Raw genomic sequence first — 17,165 nt, forward strand, 5'->3', positions numbered from 1 at the left:
ACATCCTGCCCACCCCACAAACCGCCGTCAGAATCACCGTCGAACCACACCACTCAAGTCAGTCCACGGATTGAGGCTAAGGGGGTATGCATCACGCACCACAACCTGACACACCTCGCCGCGTCGATGCCCACCGGCCTGCCGGCCGAACAGGTTTGGACGCAGTGTCATTCGTACGCTTTCGACTTCTCGGTGTGGGAGATCTGGGCGGCGCTGTTGACCGGCGGGCGGCTGGTCGTGGTGCCAGAAGAGGTGACCAATTCACCGGAGATCTTCCACGACGTTCTGGTTTCCGAAGAGGTCAATGTCCTGACCCAGACCCCATCGGCGGTGGCAGCTCTGTCTCCGGAGGGGTTGGGATCGACTGCGCTACTGCTCGGCGGTGAGTCCTGCCCCAGTGATGTGGTGGACCGGTGGGCGCCTGGGCGCGTGGTGATCAATGCCTACGGCCCCACCGAGGCGACCGTGTATGCGTCGATGAGTGCTCCGTTGACGACGCCGGAAGTGGCAGGGCCGCGGGTGGTTCCGATCGGTGGCCCGGTGTCGACGTCGGCGTTGTTCGTGCTGGATCAATGGCTGCGCCCGGTACCCGGCGGGGTGGTGGGCGAGTTGTACGTGGCAGGCCGCGGGGTGGCGTGCGGTTACATGGGCCGGTCCGCGTTGACCGGATCGCGGTTCGTCGCATGCCCGTTCGTCGGGCCGGGGGCGCCCGCAACCCGGATGTACCGGACCGGTGATCTCGTGTATTGGGATGCGGACGGCCAGTTGCGCTACGTAGGGCGTGCCGATGAGCAGGTCAAGATCCGTGGCTACCGCATCGAACTCGGTGAGATCCGAACAGCATTGGCCGATCTGGACGGGGTAGTGCAGGCCGCGGTGATGGTCCGGGAGGACCATCCCGGCGACAAGCGTCTGGTCGGCTATGTCACCGAGTCGGTGGCCGGTGCGGTCGACCCGGATCAGGTGCGAGTGACGCTGGCCGACCGGCTGCCGGTCTACATGGTTCCGGCGGCGGTGATGGTCGTGGATGCAATGCCTCTGACCTCCAACGGAAAACTCGATACCCGTGCTCTGCCGGCACCTGAATACAAGGCCGGGCAATACCGGGCCCCCGAAACTCCTGCCGAAGAGACCCTGGCCGGAATCTACGCCGAAGTGCTCGGCCTCGAACGCGTCGGAGTCGAGGATTCGTTCTTCGACCTGGGCGGCGATTCCCTGCTGGCGATGCGGGCCGTCGCCGCGATCAACAAAGCCACGCACGCACAGCTGGCCGTGCGCGTGATGTTCGAGGCGCCGACCGTGAGAAGCCTGGCTCAGCAGATCGGAAGTGCGGACAGTGCCGAGGAAGTGGTCCCCGTCGACATCCTCCGGGAAGGCTCCGGCACACCCGTGGTCTGCATTCACGACGGCTTCGGGTTGAGCTGGTCATATCGGGCGCTCGGCGAATATCTGGACTGCCCGATCATCGGAATCAACCAAACGCCGACAGCGGACCAGTCGGAACCCGTGCCGATCAACAGACTGGCCGCCATGTATGCGGACCGCATTCAAGCCCTGTATCCGGATGGCCCGTACAAGCTCCTGGGCTGGTCGTTCGGTGGCGTCGTCGCACACGCGCTGGCTGTTGAGTTACAGCGACGAGGATGCGAAGTCCAGCGCCTCGTGCTCCTGGACGCCGCGCTGAGGACCAATAAGCTGACGACTGGCGCCGACAGGCTCGTCGCCAAGAACCAGGTGTTGGCCGAGGGCCTGGTGCTGGAATACATCCTGCAGACCAACAACATCGACGTGCCGGCGCATCGGCGCCCCATCGACTACCAGCGGGCGGAAGAACTGATTCAGCAACAGGGTGTTCTGGGATTCGCTCTCCCGCCAAAAGCGCTGCTGGAGTTCATGGCCCGCAGCCTCAACGAGAACCAGCTGCGCCTCCTTGATCATGCGCCCGAGGTATTCGGAGGAGACGTCGTCGTCTTCATGGCAGCGCGGCACGGAAGTGAAGACGGCGCGTCAGGACTGCGCTCCCGCTGGCGTGAGATGCGGAACCGGCGGGCCGCCCGGACCCACCTACAAAGCTGGCAGCCGTGGATTGCCGGCGAGATCGACACGTACGCGGTCGACTGCACGCACTACGAGATGTTCACGGCCAGGGCGCTCAGTGAGTATGGGAGCCAGCTCAGGCTGCTACTCGACAGCTGACGGAACCGGTCACCAGATCCCCGGCAGCATGCGGTACCGAACCTTCTGCATGTAGTCGCGGTACCCGTCGAGCTCCATCGCGAGGACCTTTTCCTCATCCTGGATGCGTAGGGCGAAGAGCAGGAGGCCCGGGATGAGAAATACCAGACCCCAGAAGGAGCCGAGCGCAAGGGGTATTCCCACCAGAAGCAGCCCGTTGCAGGTGTACATCGGATGCCGCACGAGTCCGTACAGGCCAGTCGAGACAAGCTGCTGACTTTCCTCCACCCGAACGGTCACGGCCGCATGGCTGTTCTGCATGAGCACCAGCCCAATGGCCGCGAGTGCAAGCACGACCAGCACGTCGCCGGCCAATGAGACCTCTGTGGCGACCACCGACCATTTGAAGCGGTGGTCGAGCGAGCTCACGACGATCATTGCGGCCCAGAGCGACAAGACACCGAGCGCTATGGCCTTCTGCTGCGGTCGTTCTTCGGCCGTCGGCAACCGTCGCAGCAGCACCGCCGGATTCGTGCGCAGGAAGTAGATTGCCGATACCCAGCCCGAAGCCGCGAGCACAGCGAGAAAAGCCCAACCACGCCAGTAGTCGAAGGTGCCTGCAGAAGCAAATATTATCAGCCCCGTAATGGCCATCCCGAGGGAACCTGAAATCAGCATTCTGATAACGGTATTCACGGATCCTCCCGACGCTGAGCCATGCCCCTCAGCTAACAGGGTACCCCTCAGTCGCGGCCTCCGCTGGATCAAGATCGAATGCCGATAACTCGGATCAGAGGCCGCCCATGCCCCTGGCCAACAACGAGAGTCCGACCACCGCCAGGATCGCCGCCACGAACTTCTGGTGATGCAGGCGGGCCCACTCGTGCAACTTACGCAGTGCGGCTTGGGTTCTCTCCGGTGCGACTATGTTGCTGACGAGAATGATCTCCTCCACCAGGAGCACGCCGAAGACGAATGCGATCGTTGCGACCAGCTGGACCTCGAGGGAGGCACCCGAAGCCACGACGATGGCCAGGGCGAACAGCACGCCGTCCAGTGGTGGAAGCACTATGAGGCCGATGATGAAGGGAATCCACGGGGACCCGTTCTGCCACGCGTCACGCGCGCGGCCGAGCAGCCGCCGAATCGGAGACTTCTCTTCCCCGTCTGTTTCGGCCGACTTCCCGGTGGGATGCAGGAACCTCGTGATGACAGGTGGTGCACCTGAATCGAGCACGAGGGTCGTTGTGCCGTCACCGGTGTGGCCCGCCACCTTCCGGTGGGCACCACCTGCCGAGACGGGTGTCCGTAACAAGTTGCGCGCCACCATGAATACGGCGATCGCCAGAAGGAGCACGCCCGTGACGATCGTGATGCGCTGTGCGATCGGATTCGCGGTGGGGTGTGCGAAATTTCTCGCGAAAGCGGACGATGTCGGCGTGGAGTGAAGTACGAACAGTGGAATGACGAGGGTGGCGAGCCCTACCAGCACCGCGCCCGTCCAATAGGCGAGCAGGTTCTGCATCGGCCGCGGCCTGGAGAGCACCAAGATGATGATGCCGAGGCGCACGGGATTGATCGTCGTCAAGAGTGCCAGTACGGCCAACGAGCCCCACATGAGCGGAATGCTACCTCGCAATCTATTTGCTGTGTTGACTTTCTGAACAACATTCAGGAGTTGTTGGGGCCGATGTGGCCGTACAGATCCTCAAGGCCGTATTGGTCGTGGTGGGCGGAGCCGGCATGGCGTGGGCCCATCACGCACTGCCTCCGCGAACTCGCTGTTACTCTGCTGCCTTCCCCCGCCATGTCGATATCGAACTGGTCAGATCGTTTGTGAAGTAATGAGTTTCATACCGTCTCCGTTGCCGCCATCCGGACGCCGATCAGGAACTGTCGATACGGCGGGAGTGCGTCGTCATCTCCGTGGGGGAGGTGGCAGATGGACCGGTATATGGCTCGGGAGCTGGTTCGCGCGATGCGCGGGCAGGCCGGCCTCGTATCCGTTTCGGCATTTGCTGTAGTCGACCCGTCCCGACCGTTTGAATCCACCGCATGTCAGGCTGCCCCTGCAGGAAGAAGCTTTTCGCACAGCAGGTCTGCCAAACCGTGCACGGTCGTGATACCGGTGGCCGAGATCCGGATACCCGTTTCGTTCTCGATGCGGGTGCGTAGTTCGAGGGCTCCCAGAGAGTCCATGCCGTACTCGGAAAGGGGGCGGTCCGGATCGACACTGCGGCGCAGGATCACGCTGACCTGATCGGAGATCACGTGCCGCAGCTTGGCGGCCCACTCGTCGGGCGGCAGCTCGTCGAGTTCGGCGCGCAACTTGCTGGTGCCCGTTGCGCTTTGGCCGGTTGATCGGAATGCCTCGGCGAAGGGGCTGCGTTCGGCGAACACCGACAACCATGGCGCGCCCGTAATCGGCGCGTATCCGGTGTAGGCGCGATCGTGACGCAGCAGTGCTTCGAACGCATACGCGCCCTCGTCAGGAGCGATGGCGATTCCGGCGCCTTCGGCCAGGGCCGTGCCGCGGCCGATCTGCCCCCAGGCACCCCAGGCGATGGCCGTGCCCGGCAGCCCCTGGGAGCGCCGCCACAGGCTGAAGGCATCCAGCCAGCTGTTGGCGGCAGCGTAAGCCCCCTGCCCGGGGGAGCCGACCAGCGCGGCTGCCGACGAGAATGAGCAGAACCAGTCCAAAGGCTGGTCCGCGGTGGCGGTGTGCAGATTCCACGCACCGTAAACCTTTGGTGCCCAGTCTCGTTCGATCAGCTCATCTGTGATGTTCGTCAGTGCGGCGTCCTCGATCACGCCCGCTGCGTGCAGTACGCCGCGTACTTCGAGCCCACCGGCAGTCGCTGCGGCCACCAACCGCTCCGCGGTGCCGGACTCGGCGATGTCGCCGCACTCGACGACCAAGTCGGCCCCGGTCGCGCGGATCCGCTCGAGCAATGCCGATGCCTGAGCGCTCGGCTGCGAGCGAGAGGACAACACGATACGTCCACACCCGTTGACCGCCATCCTCTCGGCCATGAACAATCCAAGGCCCCCGAGGCCGCCGGTGATGATGTACGCACCGTCGGGCCGGAACACCCGCACCTGTGCGGGCGGAACCACCAGCCGACTCGAGCCGGTATGCGGGATGTCCAGCACGAGCTTGCCGGTGTGCTGCGCGCCGCTCATCATTCGAATCGCGGTGGCGGCGTCGGCAAGTGGGAAGTGGGTGACCTCGGGCATCGGCAGATCACCCTCGGCGGTCAGCAGATACACCGTTTCCAGCAACTCCCGGAGCCGATCCGGATGGCTGACGGACATCAGCGCCAGATCGACGGCGTAGAACGACAGGTTGCGCCGGAAGGGGAACAGCCCCAACCGGGTGTCGCCGTAGATGTCGCGCTTGCCGATCTCCACGAATCGCCCACCGAATGCCAGCAATTCGAGGCCCGCCCGCTGGGCGGCACCCGTCACCGAATTCAGCACGATGTCCACGCCGTATCCGTCGGTGTCCTGGCGGATCTGATCGGCGAACTCCAAAGTCCGCGAGTCGTAGACGTGTTCGACGCCCATGTCGCGCAGAAGTTGTCTGCGCTGCTCGCTGCCGGCGGTGGCGAAGATCTCCGCACCGGCGGCGCGCGCGATGGCCATCGCCGCCTGGCCGACCCCGCCCGTCGCGGAGTGGATCAGCACCTTGTCGCCGGATTTGATCCGGGCCATGTCGTTCAGCCCGTAGTAGGCGGTGGCGGTCGCAATGGTCAGTGCGGCCGCCTCGGCGTCCGTCAGGCCGGCAGGCAAGGTGGCGGCCAGGCGGGCGTCGCAGGTGACGAACGTGCCCCAGCAGCCGTCGGCGCACAGACCTCCGACCCGATCGCCGACCTTGTGGTCGGTGACGTCGGGCCCGACTGCGGTCACCAGCCCGGCGAAGTCGATACCGAGTTGGGGCAGACGCCCGTCGAACGCGGGGTAGCGGCCGAATGCGACCAGCACGTCGGCGAAGTTGATGCTGGACGCGCTGACCGCGACCTCGATCTGGCCCGGCCCCGGGGGAACATGTTCGCAGGAAACGAGTTCCATTGACTCCAGGTCGCCCGGCGTACGGATCTGCAGTCGCATCCGGTCGCGCTCGAGATGCGCGACGGTGGTCTGCCGCTCCTCGGGGCGCAGCGGGGCGAGACATAGCCGTGCGGTGTACCACCGGCCATTGCGCCACGCGGTTTCGTCTTCGTCGGATCCGCTGAGCAGTTGCTGTGCAACCTGCTCCACGCCGGTGGCCTCGTCGATGTCGATCTGGGTGGCGGTCAGGTGCGGATGTTCGGTGCCGATGACGCGGATCAGGCCCCGTAGCTCCGCCTGATCGAGATTGGCCACGTCGCCGGCCACCACCGTCTGGGCATTGCGGGTTACGACGTACAGGCGAGGGAGTTCTCCGCTCACCTCCGGTAGTTCGCGGGTGATGTGCACCAGATGACGCACGTACTCGCGACCCAGCAATGGTGACTGGTCGGTGTGATCACCACTGTTCGGCGATGTCAGGATCACCACGGCGGTGAATCGGCCGGCTCGCAGATGGTTGCCGAGCTGGGCGCAGGTCAATGAGTCGTCGGCCTGATTGGGCCAGCTCATCGTGGTGCACTGTGCGCCACGGTCTTTCAGGATGCTGCTCAACGTGTCGGTTGCCGCGTCGGGACCTTCCGAGGCGCTGATGAGCAACCAGGATCCGGCTTCGGCGTATTCGACCTCGGGCAGGTCGCGCTGTCGCCATTCGACCGTCAGCAGTCGTTCGCTGAGAACCTGATCGTCGTGTCCGCTGCCGGAGGCGCCGGTGCCAAGGCGAAGCCCCTGCACGGTCAGCAGGACTGTGCCGTCCTTGTCGAGCACATCGATGTCGGCCTCGATACCGGTTGCGTCGGCCTTGATCAATCGCGTGTAGCAGTAGTGCGCGTTGCGGGCCGAGTGGTAAGCGCGTAGCCGCCGCACGCCCAGAGGCAATCCCAGTACGTCGCCGCCGAGCGCCTGAACGTCGGGATGTGCCTCGACCGATTGGAAGCAGGCATCCAGAAGAGCCGGGTGGACGCCGTACGCGTCCTGTTGGGAGCGGATCGAGCGGGGAAGGGCGACCTCGGCGAGGACCGTGCGGGCTTCCGCCTCGCTGGTACGCACGGTGACCAAGCCGGTGAACGCCGGACCGTACTGAATGCCATGCTGGCCCACCCGATTACGCACTTCGGCGCCGTCTTCGTCGCAGGGGTGGGCGGTAACGACCGCCGACATGTCGTACGCAGGCGGTTGCTCGTCCGCTGCGGCGTGCAGGACCGCGGTTGCGTGCCGAGCTTGCTGGCCCTCCTCGTCGGTCTCGACGGTGAATGCGGCCACGCCGGGTGATGACACCGAGGCGGAAGCGCCGACCACTGTCTGTTCGTCCAGAAGCAGTGCCTGCTCGAACCGGATGTCACGGACTTCGGAAGTCTCACCCAGCACGGCCTGGGCCGCAGCCAGCGCCATCTCGCAGTACGCCGCACCCGGAAGCACTGCAACAGTGCGTATTTTGTGATCTGCGAGCCACGGCTGGGCGGCCGTGCCGACGTCGGCCTGCCACACGTAGCGTTCCGGTTCCTCGTGCAGCCGCACGTTGGCGCCCAGCAGCGGGTGGACTGCGATGGTGCAACCGCCGTGGGTCGGGTGTTCCTGACCACCGCCGCTGAGCCACAATCGGCGGTGTGTCCAGGTCGGCAGCGGTGCATCCACCAGCCGACCGTCGGGGCACAGGGCAGAGAAATCGATCGCAGCGCCTGCACTGTGCAGATCGACGAGGAGTCCGCGCAGCCCATCCGGCATCTCTTGCTGTCTGCGCATCGCGGTCAGGGCGGCCATCGGCGTCTCGCGGCCGCTTGCGGTCTGTTCGAGCGCTCGGGTGAGCAGCGGATGTGGCGAAAGCTCGGCGAACACGCGGTAGCCGTCCTCCAGCGCGGCTTGTACGGCGGTGGCGAAGCGCACCATCCTTCGCATGTTGGTCACCCAGTAGTCGGCATCGCAGACCGGCTGTTCGCGCGGGTCGAACAGGGTCGCCGAATAGAACGGAATCTCCGGTGTCATGGGTTTGAGGTCGGCAAGCGCCTCGGCCAGATCGTCGACGATCGGCTCGACCTGCGGTGAGTGGAAGGCGACATCGACGGGAACCTCGCGAGCCATCACCCCACGTTGCTCCCAATCCGTCACGAGATCGCGCACCGTCTGTGTGGTGCCTGCGATCACGGTGGACTGTGGCGAAGCCACCACCGCCACCACGACATCGTTGATACCGCGGCCGGTCAGCTCCGAAAGCACCTGTTTTGCAGGCAACTCCACCGCTGCGGTGGCGCCCTTTCCAGCGATCCGGGACATCAGCCGGGACCGGCGGCAGATGAGTCGCAGCCCGTCCTCCAACGACAGCGCCCCGGCGACGACAGCTGCCGCGGCCTCACCCAGGGAGTGGCCGATGACGGCTCCGGGCCGCACCCCGTGCGCCTTCATGGTGGCGGCCATGGCGACCTGCATGGTGAACAACGTCGGCTGCAACCGGTCCTGACCGGTAACGACCTCCGGCGCGGACATCGCCTCGGTCACCGAGAATCCTGACTCGGCGGCAATGATCGGCTCGGCCTGCGCCACCGTGGCGGCGAACACCGGTTCGGTCGCCAAGAGCTCGGCGCCCATGCCGGCCCACTGCGAACCCTGACCGGAGAACACCCAGACCGGGCCGCGGTCGTCGCGACCGACCGCGGCTTGGTAGGGAGTGTCGCCGTCGGCGACCTCGCGCAACGCGGCGATGAGATCAGGTCGGGTGTTCGCGCTGACGGCGGTGCGCACCGGCCGGTGCACGCGTCGGCGCGCCAGGGTGTAGGAGAGATCCGGTAGGACGACATCCTCGTGTGCCTGTATCCAGTCGGCCAGCCGGCCGGCCGTGTGGCGCAGCTCGTCGGCCGAGGTGGACGACAACGGGAACAGCATGGGTGCCGGCGATGCCGGGGGCGCGGAGTCTGCAGCTGCGGGCTCTGGCGCCGGGACCGGTGCCTGCTCCAAGACGGCGTGCACATTGGTCCCCGACAGCCCATACGACGACACCGCCGCCCGCCGGGGGTGATGCCCGTTGGTGCACCACGGTGTTGTCTCCTGGGGCACAAAGAGATTGGTCTGGATTTCGGCGAGCTTGTCGGGAAGGCGGGTGAAGTGCAGGTTCTGTGGCACCACGCCGTGCTGTATCGCGAGGACCGCCTTCATCAGCCCGATGGCTCCGGAGGCTGCCTGGGCATGCCCCATGTTGGTCTTCACGGACGCGAGCGCGCAGGGGCCGTCGACGCCGTACACCTTGGCCAGGCTGGAGTACTCGATCGGGTCGCCCACCGGCGTACCGGTGCCGTGCGCCTCGACCATGCCGACCGTGCCGGGGTCCACTCCGGCCGCGGTCAACGCCGCTCGGTACACCGCGGTCTGTGCGGCATCCGACGGCGTCGCGATGTTCACGGTATGACCGTCCTGATTGGCGGCCGTGCCGCGGATGACGGCCAGGATCCGGTCGCCATCGCGCGCGGCGTCCGGCAACCGCTTGAGCAACACCATGACGCAGCCTTCGCCGCCTACGAAACCGTCGGCCGCGGCATCGAAGGCATGGCAGCGTCCGGTCGCCGAGAGCATTCCCTCCGCTGAACCCGACGCGAACTTGCGCGGGTCCAATGCCAAAGTGGCACCGCCGGCCAACGCGAAATCGCTTTCGCCCTCGTGCAGGCTGCGGCAGGCCAGGTGTATCGCCGTCAGACCGGACGAACACGCCGTGTCCACCGTGAGCGCAGGCCCGTGGACCCCGAGGGCGTAGGCGATCCGGCCGGACGCCAGGCTGAAGTTGTTGCCGCTGAAGCCGTATGCCGCTTCCAAGGACTGGGCGTCGGCGGCCAGCATCTGGTAGTCGGCGTGCGTCAGTCCGACGAACACACCGGTCAGCGAGTCCGACAGGGCCTCCCGCGTGAGGCCCGCGTGCTCCATGGCCTCCCAGGAGGTTTCCAGCAACAACCGGTGCTGGGGATCGAGTGCGGCACTCTCGCGTTCGTTGATACCGAAGAAGTCGGCATCGAAGCCGGCGACGTCGTCGAGGAAAGCGCCCCACTTCGACACCGACCGACCGGGCACCCCGGGCTCCGGGTCGTAGTACTCGTCGGCGTCCCAACGGTCGGGCGGAACTTCGGTGACGAAGTCATCGCCCCGAATCAGGGCCTCCCACAGGAGTTCGGGGGAGTCGATGCCACCGGGGAGCCGGCAGGACATGCCGATGACGGCAATGGGAGTGACCGGCGTGACGGGCAGCCGAGGTGCTTCAGTCCCGGTTTCCGCACCTGGACGCCCCCCGCTCACGATCTCGGATGCGGTCAATTGCCCCTCCTCCCGGCAGGCCTTTCCGCGGTTCGGCCGCTGTCAGGCTCGATACCCTGTATTCGTCCGCCGGACCACAGAAATAGGCCGCCAGTGTGGTGCGGCCATTGGTGGCTCAGCGCCCGTCGAGGGCGGTCACAATCAATAACAGTATGTTCGCTGCAGAATGTTGTCTCCGAATCCGATCAATCCACGGGTGAGATAGGAACGATCGCAAGCACTTCGCGGCGCTTTCGCGGCAAAGGGTATGACAGTCAAGATCAGAGGCCATCGCAGCGGGTGCGACACTGTTCGCTCGTGGTGGTGAGGCGGGTGGTAATGACGTTCGTGTGATTCATATGGTCATTGAATTGGAATTTGCTGATGGTTCCGGATATGCGGTCATGATTACCGCGATACCCTGACCTGCGTGGGCGAGGCATCCATTTTGACGTTGCTGCGGGAGCGTGCTGGCCTGCAGGGCGAAGACACGGCAGCGACGTTTATTGATTACGAAAATAATTGGGACGGCACGGCAGAGAGCCTGACGTACTCGCAGCTGTATCGCCGTGCGTGCGGCGTTGCGCGAGAACTCGGCAGCATAGGCGCACCGGGCGACCGTGCACTCATCCTGGCGCCGCAGGGGCTGGACTACATCGTGGCCTTTTTCGGCGCGATGCAAGCGGGGCGAATCGCCGTTCCGCTGGCGGTTCCGCTCGGTGGCGTCAGCGATGAGCGGGTCAGCTCGGTGCTGCAGGACGCGGCGCCGACGGTCATCCTCACCACATCGGCAGTCGCGGGCGTGGTGGCCGAGTACGTGAGATCGGATTCCGCATCGGCTCCGGCGATCGTCGAGGTCGACACGTTGGATTTCAGTGCCCCGGCCCGCGGTGGGTTGCAGAGCGAAAGTGTCACGGACACGGCCTATTTGCAGTACACATCCGGGTCGACTCGCCGGCCGGCCGGGGTGATGATGTCGCACCGGAACCTGCTGGCCAACTACGAACAGTTGACGTCGGGCTACTTCGCGGAATTCAACAATGTCATCCCGGAAGGCTCCACCATCGTGTCGTGGCTGCCCTTCTATCACGACATGGGCTTGTATCTGGGAGTGTGCGCGCCGGTGCTCGCCGGGGTCCCGGCCGTGCTGATGAGCCCGGTGGCGTTCCTGCAACGGCCGGCCCGGTGGATGCAGATGCTGGCCACGAACGGTCGCACCTACACCGCCGCACCGAACTTCGCGTTCGAACTGGCGGTGCGGAAGACCTCGGACGATGACATGGCCGGTCTCGACCTGTCGAATGTGCTCGCCATCATCACCGGCAGCGAACGAGTGCACCCGGCGACACTCGAGCGCTTCACCCAGCGCTTCTCCCGGCTGAACCTGGGCGCGTCGGCGATACGGCCGTCCTACGGTCTTGCCGAAGCCACGGTGTACGTCGCGACACGTGAGTCGGGCGAACCGCCGGCGATCGTGCGCTTCGAATCGGAGTCGCTGACCGCGGGCACTGCGCTGCGCTGCCAGAACGGTGCAGGCACACCGCTGGTCAGCTACGGCATCCCGGTTTCGCCGACGATCCGGATCGCCGATTCCGAGACGCGTACCGAGTGTCCGGCCGGCGCCGTAGGGGAGATCTGGGTGCACGGGGACAACGTCGCGAGCGGCTACTGGCACAGGCCGCAGGAGTCCGAGTCCACGTTCGGTGCGAGGCTCGTCGCTCCGTCGGCCGGCACGCCTGAGGGGCCTTGGCTGCGCACCGGGGACTCGGGATTCATGTTCGACGGCGAACTGTTCGTCATCGGTCGCATCAAGGACCTGCTGATCGTCTACGGGCGTAATCACTCGCCCGACGACATCGAGGCGACGATTCAGGAGATCAGCCGGAGCCGGTGTGCAGCTATCGCGGTGCCGGACGGCCATACCGAGAAGCTCGTCGTCATCATCGAGGTCAGGAAGCGGGCCGAGTCGCCCGAGGCGCCCGCGGACCAGCTCTCCGCCGTCAAGCGCGAAGTGACCTCGGCGATCTTCAACACGCACAGCCTGGGCGTCGCGGATCTGGTTCTGGTACCACCTGGTTCGATTCCGATCACGACGAGCGGCAAGGTCCGGCGTGCGGCGTGCGTCGATCAGTACCGGCAGGGCGAGTTCGCCCGCCTGGACGCATAGTTACCTGTCCGGGCGGGTAGGACGTGAACCTGGCCTACGACGACCGTGGCGACGGTGAGCCTGTGCTGTTCATCGCCGGGCAGGGCGGCGTCGGACGCACCTGGGATCTCTATCAGGTACCGGCATTTCGTGCCGCGGGCTATCGGGTCATCACGTTCGACAACAGGGGCGTCGGCGCGACGGCGGATACGGATGGCTTCTCGTCGGCAACGATGGTTGCCGACACCGTGCAGTTGCTCGAGCGACTCGACATCGCATCGGTCCGGGTGGTCGCGGTCTCGATGGGCTCATATATCGCACAGGAACTGATGCTGTCCCGGCCCGGTTTGGTGAGCCAGGCCGCGCTGATGGCGACCCGGGGGCGCCACGATCTGACGCGCGAGTTCTTCCGAACCGCCGAACGCGACCTTGCCAGGGCCGACGTCGAGTTGCCGGCCACGTATGAGGCGAAACTGCGCCTACTGGAGAACTTTTCACCGAAGACCTTGAACAATGAGGCCGTCGTCCGGGACTGGATCGACACTTTCACCAGGTGGCCGGCGAAGCTGACACCGGGGGTTCGCGCTCAGTACGGTGTGGCCCCGCAGAACGACCGCAGGCCCGCCTACCGGACGATCACCACACCGGTACTCGTGATCGGATTCGCCGATGACCTGGTGATGCCGCCGCATCTCGGAGCGGAGGTGGCAGATGCGCTGCCGCACGGGCGCTACGTCGAGATCGCCGACGCCGGGCACCTCGGATTCCTGGAACGGCCTAATGCAGTGAACTCGATAATCTTGAATTTCTTTGCAGAGTCAAACAATGGTCATTCAGCGCCGTGAGAACCGTTAGCCGCGTTAAATTCCGTTCCGCGCCGGAGGCCACGCAAAATGCATTACGATCCCGTATCACCTTGGGAATGGGCAGATATGGGAGGTCACCTGAATGCTCTACTGGTCAGGTCCGGATTGTCCTGCTCGATGTGCCGCGTGTATGCCGTGATCCCTCCTCACGGCCGGTCTGGGATGCGTACCGCATTCGGGTTGCCGGCATGCCATGGGTGGCGGAATATGTGCATCGCCGGTTCCTGCAACTTGGATTGTCCGGACTAGGCCACGGATTCAGGGGGTTCGTGCTTTGGGGGTTCTGAAGCGGTTATGGATTCCGCTACTGGTATTGGTCGTCCTCGGTGCCGGGGGTTTCACCGTCATGCGACTGCACGGTGTGTTCGGCTCTCAGTCGCGCCCCGCGTACGCCGACACAGAGCTCGAGGAACGTAAGCCCTACGACCCCAAACAACTGGTGTACGAGGTGTTCGGGCCACCGGGAACGGTGGCGAACATCAGCTACTTCGATGTCGATGCAGAGCCGCGGTTCGTCGAAGGGGCGAGCCTGCCGTGGTCGTTGAAGTTCCCGATGACGGAGGCCACGGCCATGGTCAACGTCATTGCGCAGGGCGACAGCAACAGAATCGGCTGTCGGATCATCGTGGATGACGAGGTCAAGGCGGAGAAGGTCGAGACCGGCGAAAGCGCGTTCACCTACTGCCTTCTGAAGGCAGCATGAGTAACCAGGCAACCACCGCCAAACCGCCGTTCATCGCGCGGATGATCCGCCTGCTGGCGGTGCCGATCATCATCGGCTGGGTGGTGATCGCCTATGTCCTGGCTGCGGTCGTCCCTCCGCTGGAGCAGGTGGAGAAAGAGCACTCCGTATCGCTGATCCCCAACGATGCGCCCTCGTTCGAGGCGATCCAGCGAATGGGGGAGAACTTCGGCGAAGCCACCTCGAACAGCGTGGCGATCATCGTCCTGGAGGGCGAACAGCCCCTCGGTGACGAGGCCCACCGCTACTACAACGATCTGGTCCGTCAGCTGAAGGCGGACCCGGCGCATGTGCAGCACGTGCAGGACTTCTGGGGGGATCCGCTCACCGCGGGCGCGGCCGAAAGCGCCGACAACAAGGCCGTGTACGTCCAGATGGGTCTCGCGGGCGATCTAGGCCAAGCACTGTCGAATGAGTCACTGGAAGCGGTCCGGGGCATCGTCGATCGGAGTTCGCCGCCTCCGGGTGTCAAAGCCTATGTCACCGGTCCAGCGGCGATAGTCGCCGATCTGAGTGCGAGCGGGAACCGGACGGTCCTGTTGGTGACGGGGCTGAGCCTCGCGGTCATCCTGGCGATGCTCCTGTTCTTCTTCCGTTCGATCTTCACGGCGGTGATCCTGCTTATCTTGGTGGGACTCCAATTGCAGGTAGCGCGAGGAGTCGTCGCGCTCCTCGGCGATCAGGGCGTCATCGGCCTGTCCACCTATGCCGTCAACCTTCTGGTGACCCTCGGCATCGCGGCGGGCACCGACTACGGCATCTTTTTCGTCGGGCGCTATCAAGAGGCGCGCCAGGCGGGTGAGGACCGGGAAGCCGCCTTCTACACCACGTATCGCAGCGTCGGCAAGGTGGTGCTGGCTTCTGGATTGACCATCGCCGGCGCGGTCTTCTGCCTCAGCTTCACCCGCCTGCCCTACTTCCGGACCCTCGGTATCCCGTGCGCTCTGGGCATGGTGGTGGCGGTTGCGGTGGCACTGACGCTGATCCCGGCCGTCCTGTCGCTGGGTAGCCGATTCAAACTGTTCGAGCCCAAACGCAAGATCAGTGTCCGCCGGTGGCGCCGGATCGGCACGGCGATCGTTCGCTGGCCCGCGCCAATCCTCGTGGCGGCCTGCGCTGTATCGCTGATCGGCCTGTTGGCACTGCCCGCCTACCAGCCCGGCTACAACGACCAGCAGTACCTGCCCAAGGACATTCCCGCCAATGCCGGGTACGACGCTGCCGCCCGGCACTTCACGCAGTCGCTGATGGCATCGCCCGACGTGTTGTTGGTAGAGGCAGACCATGACATGCGTAATCCGGCGGACTTCCTGATCCTGAACAAGCTCGCCAAAGGTGTGCTCTCCGTTCCCGGGGTTTCCCGGGTGCAGTCGGCGACCCGGCCAGAGGGAATTCCTCTCAAGCACACCACGATTCCGTTCATCATCAGTGCCTCGAATGCGGGCCAGCTGCAGCTGTTGCCATTTCAGAAGGCCCGGATGAATGATCTGCTCACCCAGGCCGACGAGATCTCGAAAACCATTGCCGTGATGCAGCGCATGTTCGAGTTGATGCAGCAACTCGCTGTCGCGACCAACAGCGTGGTCCAGAAAACGCACGACCTGGAAGACGTCACGCTCGAGTTGCGGGACCACATGGCGGACTTCGACGACTTCTGGCGGCCGGTTCGCAATTACCTGTATTGGGAGCCGCACTGCTACAACATCCCGCTGTGCTGGTCGATCAAGTCCCTTTTCGAGGCGCTCGACGGTGTCGACAAGCTCACCGTGACGATGCACCGGCTGATCGGAAACCTCGATCAACTCAATCTGCTCCTGCCGCAGATGATCGCCCAGTTCCCGGCCATGATCGCGACAATGCAGAGCACGCGGACCATGATGCTGTCGATGCGCAGCACCATGGCTGGCATCCTCGCGCAGATGGACGAGATGTCCGATGGCGCAACCGCGATGGGCAGAGCTTTCGACGACGCCCAGAACGACGATTCCTTCTATATCCCTCCCGCGGTTTTCAAGAACGCCGACTTCAAGCGGGTCATGGACGTGTTCTTGTCACCGGACGGGAAAACGGCGCGCCTACTGATCTCGCAGCGAGGGGATCCCGCGACCCCGGAAGGTATTGCCCGGGTCGAGCCGATCAGGACCGCTGCCGAGGAGGCCCTCAAGGGAACGCCGCTGGAAAACGCCAGGCTGTACCTCACCGGCAGCTCGGCGATGGCGAAAGATCAGGTGGACGGGTCGACCTATGACCTGATGATCGCCGGAATAGCCGCGCTGTGCCTGATCTTCATCATCATGCTCATCATGATCAGGAGCCTGGTCGCGGCCCTGGTGATCGTGGGGACCGTCGCCCTGTCGCTCGGGGCGGCGTTCGGGCTCTCGGTGCTCATCTGGCAGCACATTCTCGGAATCCAGTTGAACTGGATCGTGCTCGCCATCGCCCTGATCATTCTTCTGGCGGTCGGTTCTGACTACAACCTGTTGCTGGTGTCCCGGATGAAGGAGGAAATCAGCGCGGGTATCAACACCGGCATCATCCGCGCCATGGCAGGCAGCGGAAAGGTGGTGACGGCAGCGGGTCTGGTGTTCGCCTCGACGATGTTCGCGCTGTTGGCCAGCGATGTGCGCACCATCGGTCAGGTGGGTTCCACGATCGGCATCGGCCTGCTGTTCGACACCCTGATCGTGCGCGCGCTCATGACACCGTCCATCGCCGCGCTGCTGGGCCGGTGGTTCTGGTGGCCGCTGCACGTTCGCCAGAGGCCCGCCAGCGCGCTTCTGCGGCCCACCGGCCCTCGCCCACTGGTCCGTTCGCTGTTGCTGAAACCCGACGAACGCTGACCGCGGTGAACGACCGTCCA

At 64.8% G+C, this 17,165-nt stretch carries 7 protein-coding genes and 1 pseudogene; 5 read left to right on the forward strand and 3 right to left on the reverse strand.

Features of this window, described 5'->3' with window-relative positions; all coding sequences use genetic code 11:
- Positions 1-78: 78 nt before the first annotated feature.
- A pseudogene (locus tag ACNQVK_RS08680) lies at positions 79-2,196 on the forward strand (AMP-binding protein); the annotation flags it as partial.
- A gap of 9 nt (positions 2,197-2,205) precedes the next feature.
- On the opposite strand, the gene ACNQVK_RS08685 reads toward ACNQVK_RS08680, so the two are convergent.
- The 3 genes from ACNQVK_RS08685 to pks2 form a co-directional block, all read right to left on the reverse strand.
- Positions 2,206-2,871, reverse strand: coding sequence for a methyltransferase family protein (locus ACNQVK_RS08685; protein ID WP_418029198.1), 666 nt, complete (start codon positions 2,869-2,871; stop codon positions 2,206-2,208).
- Positions 2,872-2,965: 94 nt separating this feature from the next.
- Positions 2,966-3,793 carry a GAP family protein gene (locus tag ACNQVK_RS08690; protein ID WP_234940024.1) on the reverse strand — a complete coding sequence of 276 codons (828 nt, stop codon included), beginning with the start codon at positions 3,791-3,793 and terminating at the stop codon, positions 2,966-2,968.
- A gap of 440 nt (positions 3,794-4,233) precedes the next feature.
- Positions 4,234-10,506: a sulfolipid-1 biosynthesis phthioceranic/hydroxyphthioceranic acid synthase gene (gene pks2, locus ACNQVK_RS08695; RefSeq protein WP_418034047.1), complete on the reverse strand. Its 6,273-nt coding sequence runs from the start codon at positions 10,504-10,506 to the stop codon at positions 4,234-4,236.
- A gap of 475 nt (positions 10,507-10,981) precedes the next feature.
- On the opposite strand from pks2, the gene ACNQVK_RS08700 reads away from it, so the two are divergent.
- The 4 genes from ACNQVK_RS08700 (at position 10,982) to ACNQVK_RS08715 (ending at position 17,145) form a co-directional block, all read left to right on the forward strand.
- Complete coding sequence (locus ACNQVK_RS08700) at positions 10,982-12,718, forward strand: AMP-binding protein (RefSeq protein ID WP_418029199.1); 1,737 nt, start codon at positions 10,982-10,984, stop codon at positions 12,716-12,718.
- Positions 12,719-12,741: 23 nt separating this feature from the next.
- Positions 12,742-13,542 carry an alpha/beta fold hydrolase gene (locus tag ACNQVK_RS08705; RefSeq protein ID WP_418029200.1) on the forward strand — a complete coding sequence of 267 codons (801 nt, stop codon included), beginning with the start codon at positions 12,742-12,744 and terminating at the stop codon, positions 13,540-13,542.
- 304 nt (positions 13,543-13,846) lie between these two features.
- Positions 13,847-14,266, forward strand: coding sequence for an MmpS family protein (locus ACNQVK_RS08710; RefSeq protein ID WP_273735035.1), 420 nt, complete (start codon positions 13,847-13,849; stop codon positions 14,264-14,266).
- Positions 14,263-17,145, forward strand: coding sequence for an RND family transporter (locus ACNQVK_RS08715; RefSeq protein WP_418029201.1), 2,883 nt, complete (start codon positions 14,263-14,265; stop codon positions 17,143-17,145). The genes ACNQVK_RS08710 and ACNQVK_RS08715 overlap by 4 nt, the downstream gene beginning before the upstream one ends.
- The last annotated feature ends 20 nt before the right edge of the window (positions 17,146-17,165 follow it).

It is taken from the genome of Mycobacterium sp. 134, from assembly GCF_048282715.1.
GTDB classification, from domain to species: Bacteria; Actinomycetota; Actinomycetes; order Mycobacteriales; family Mycobacteriaceae; genus Mycobacterium; species Mycobacterium septicum.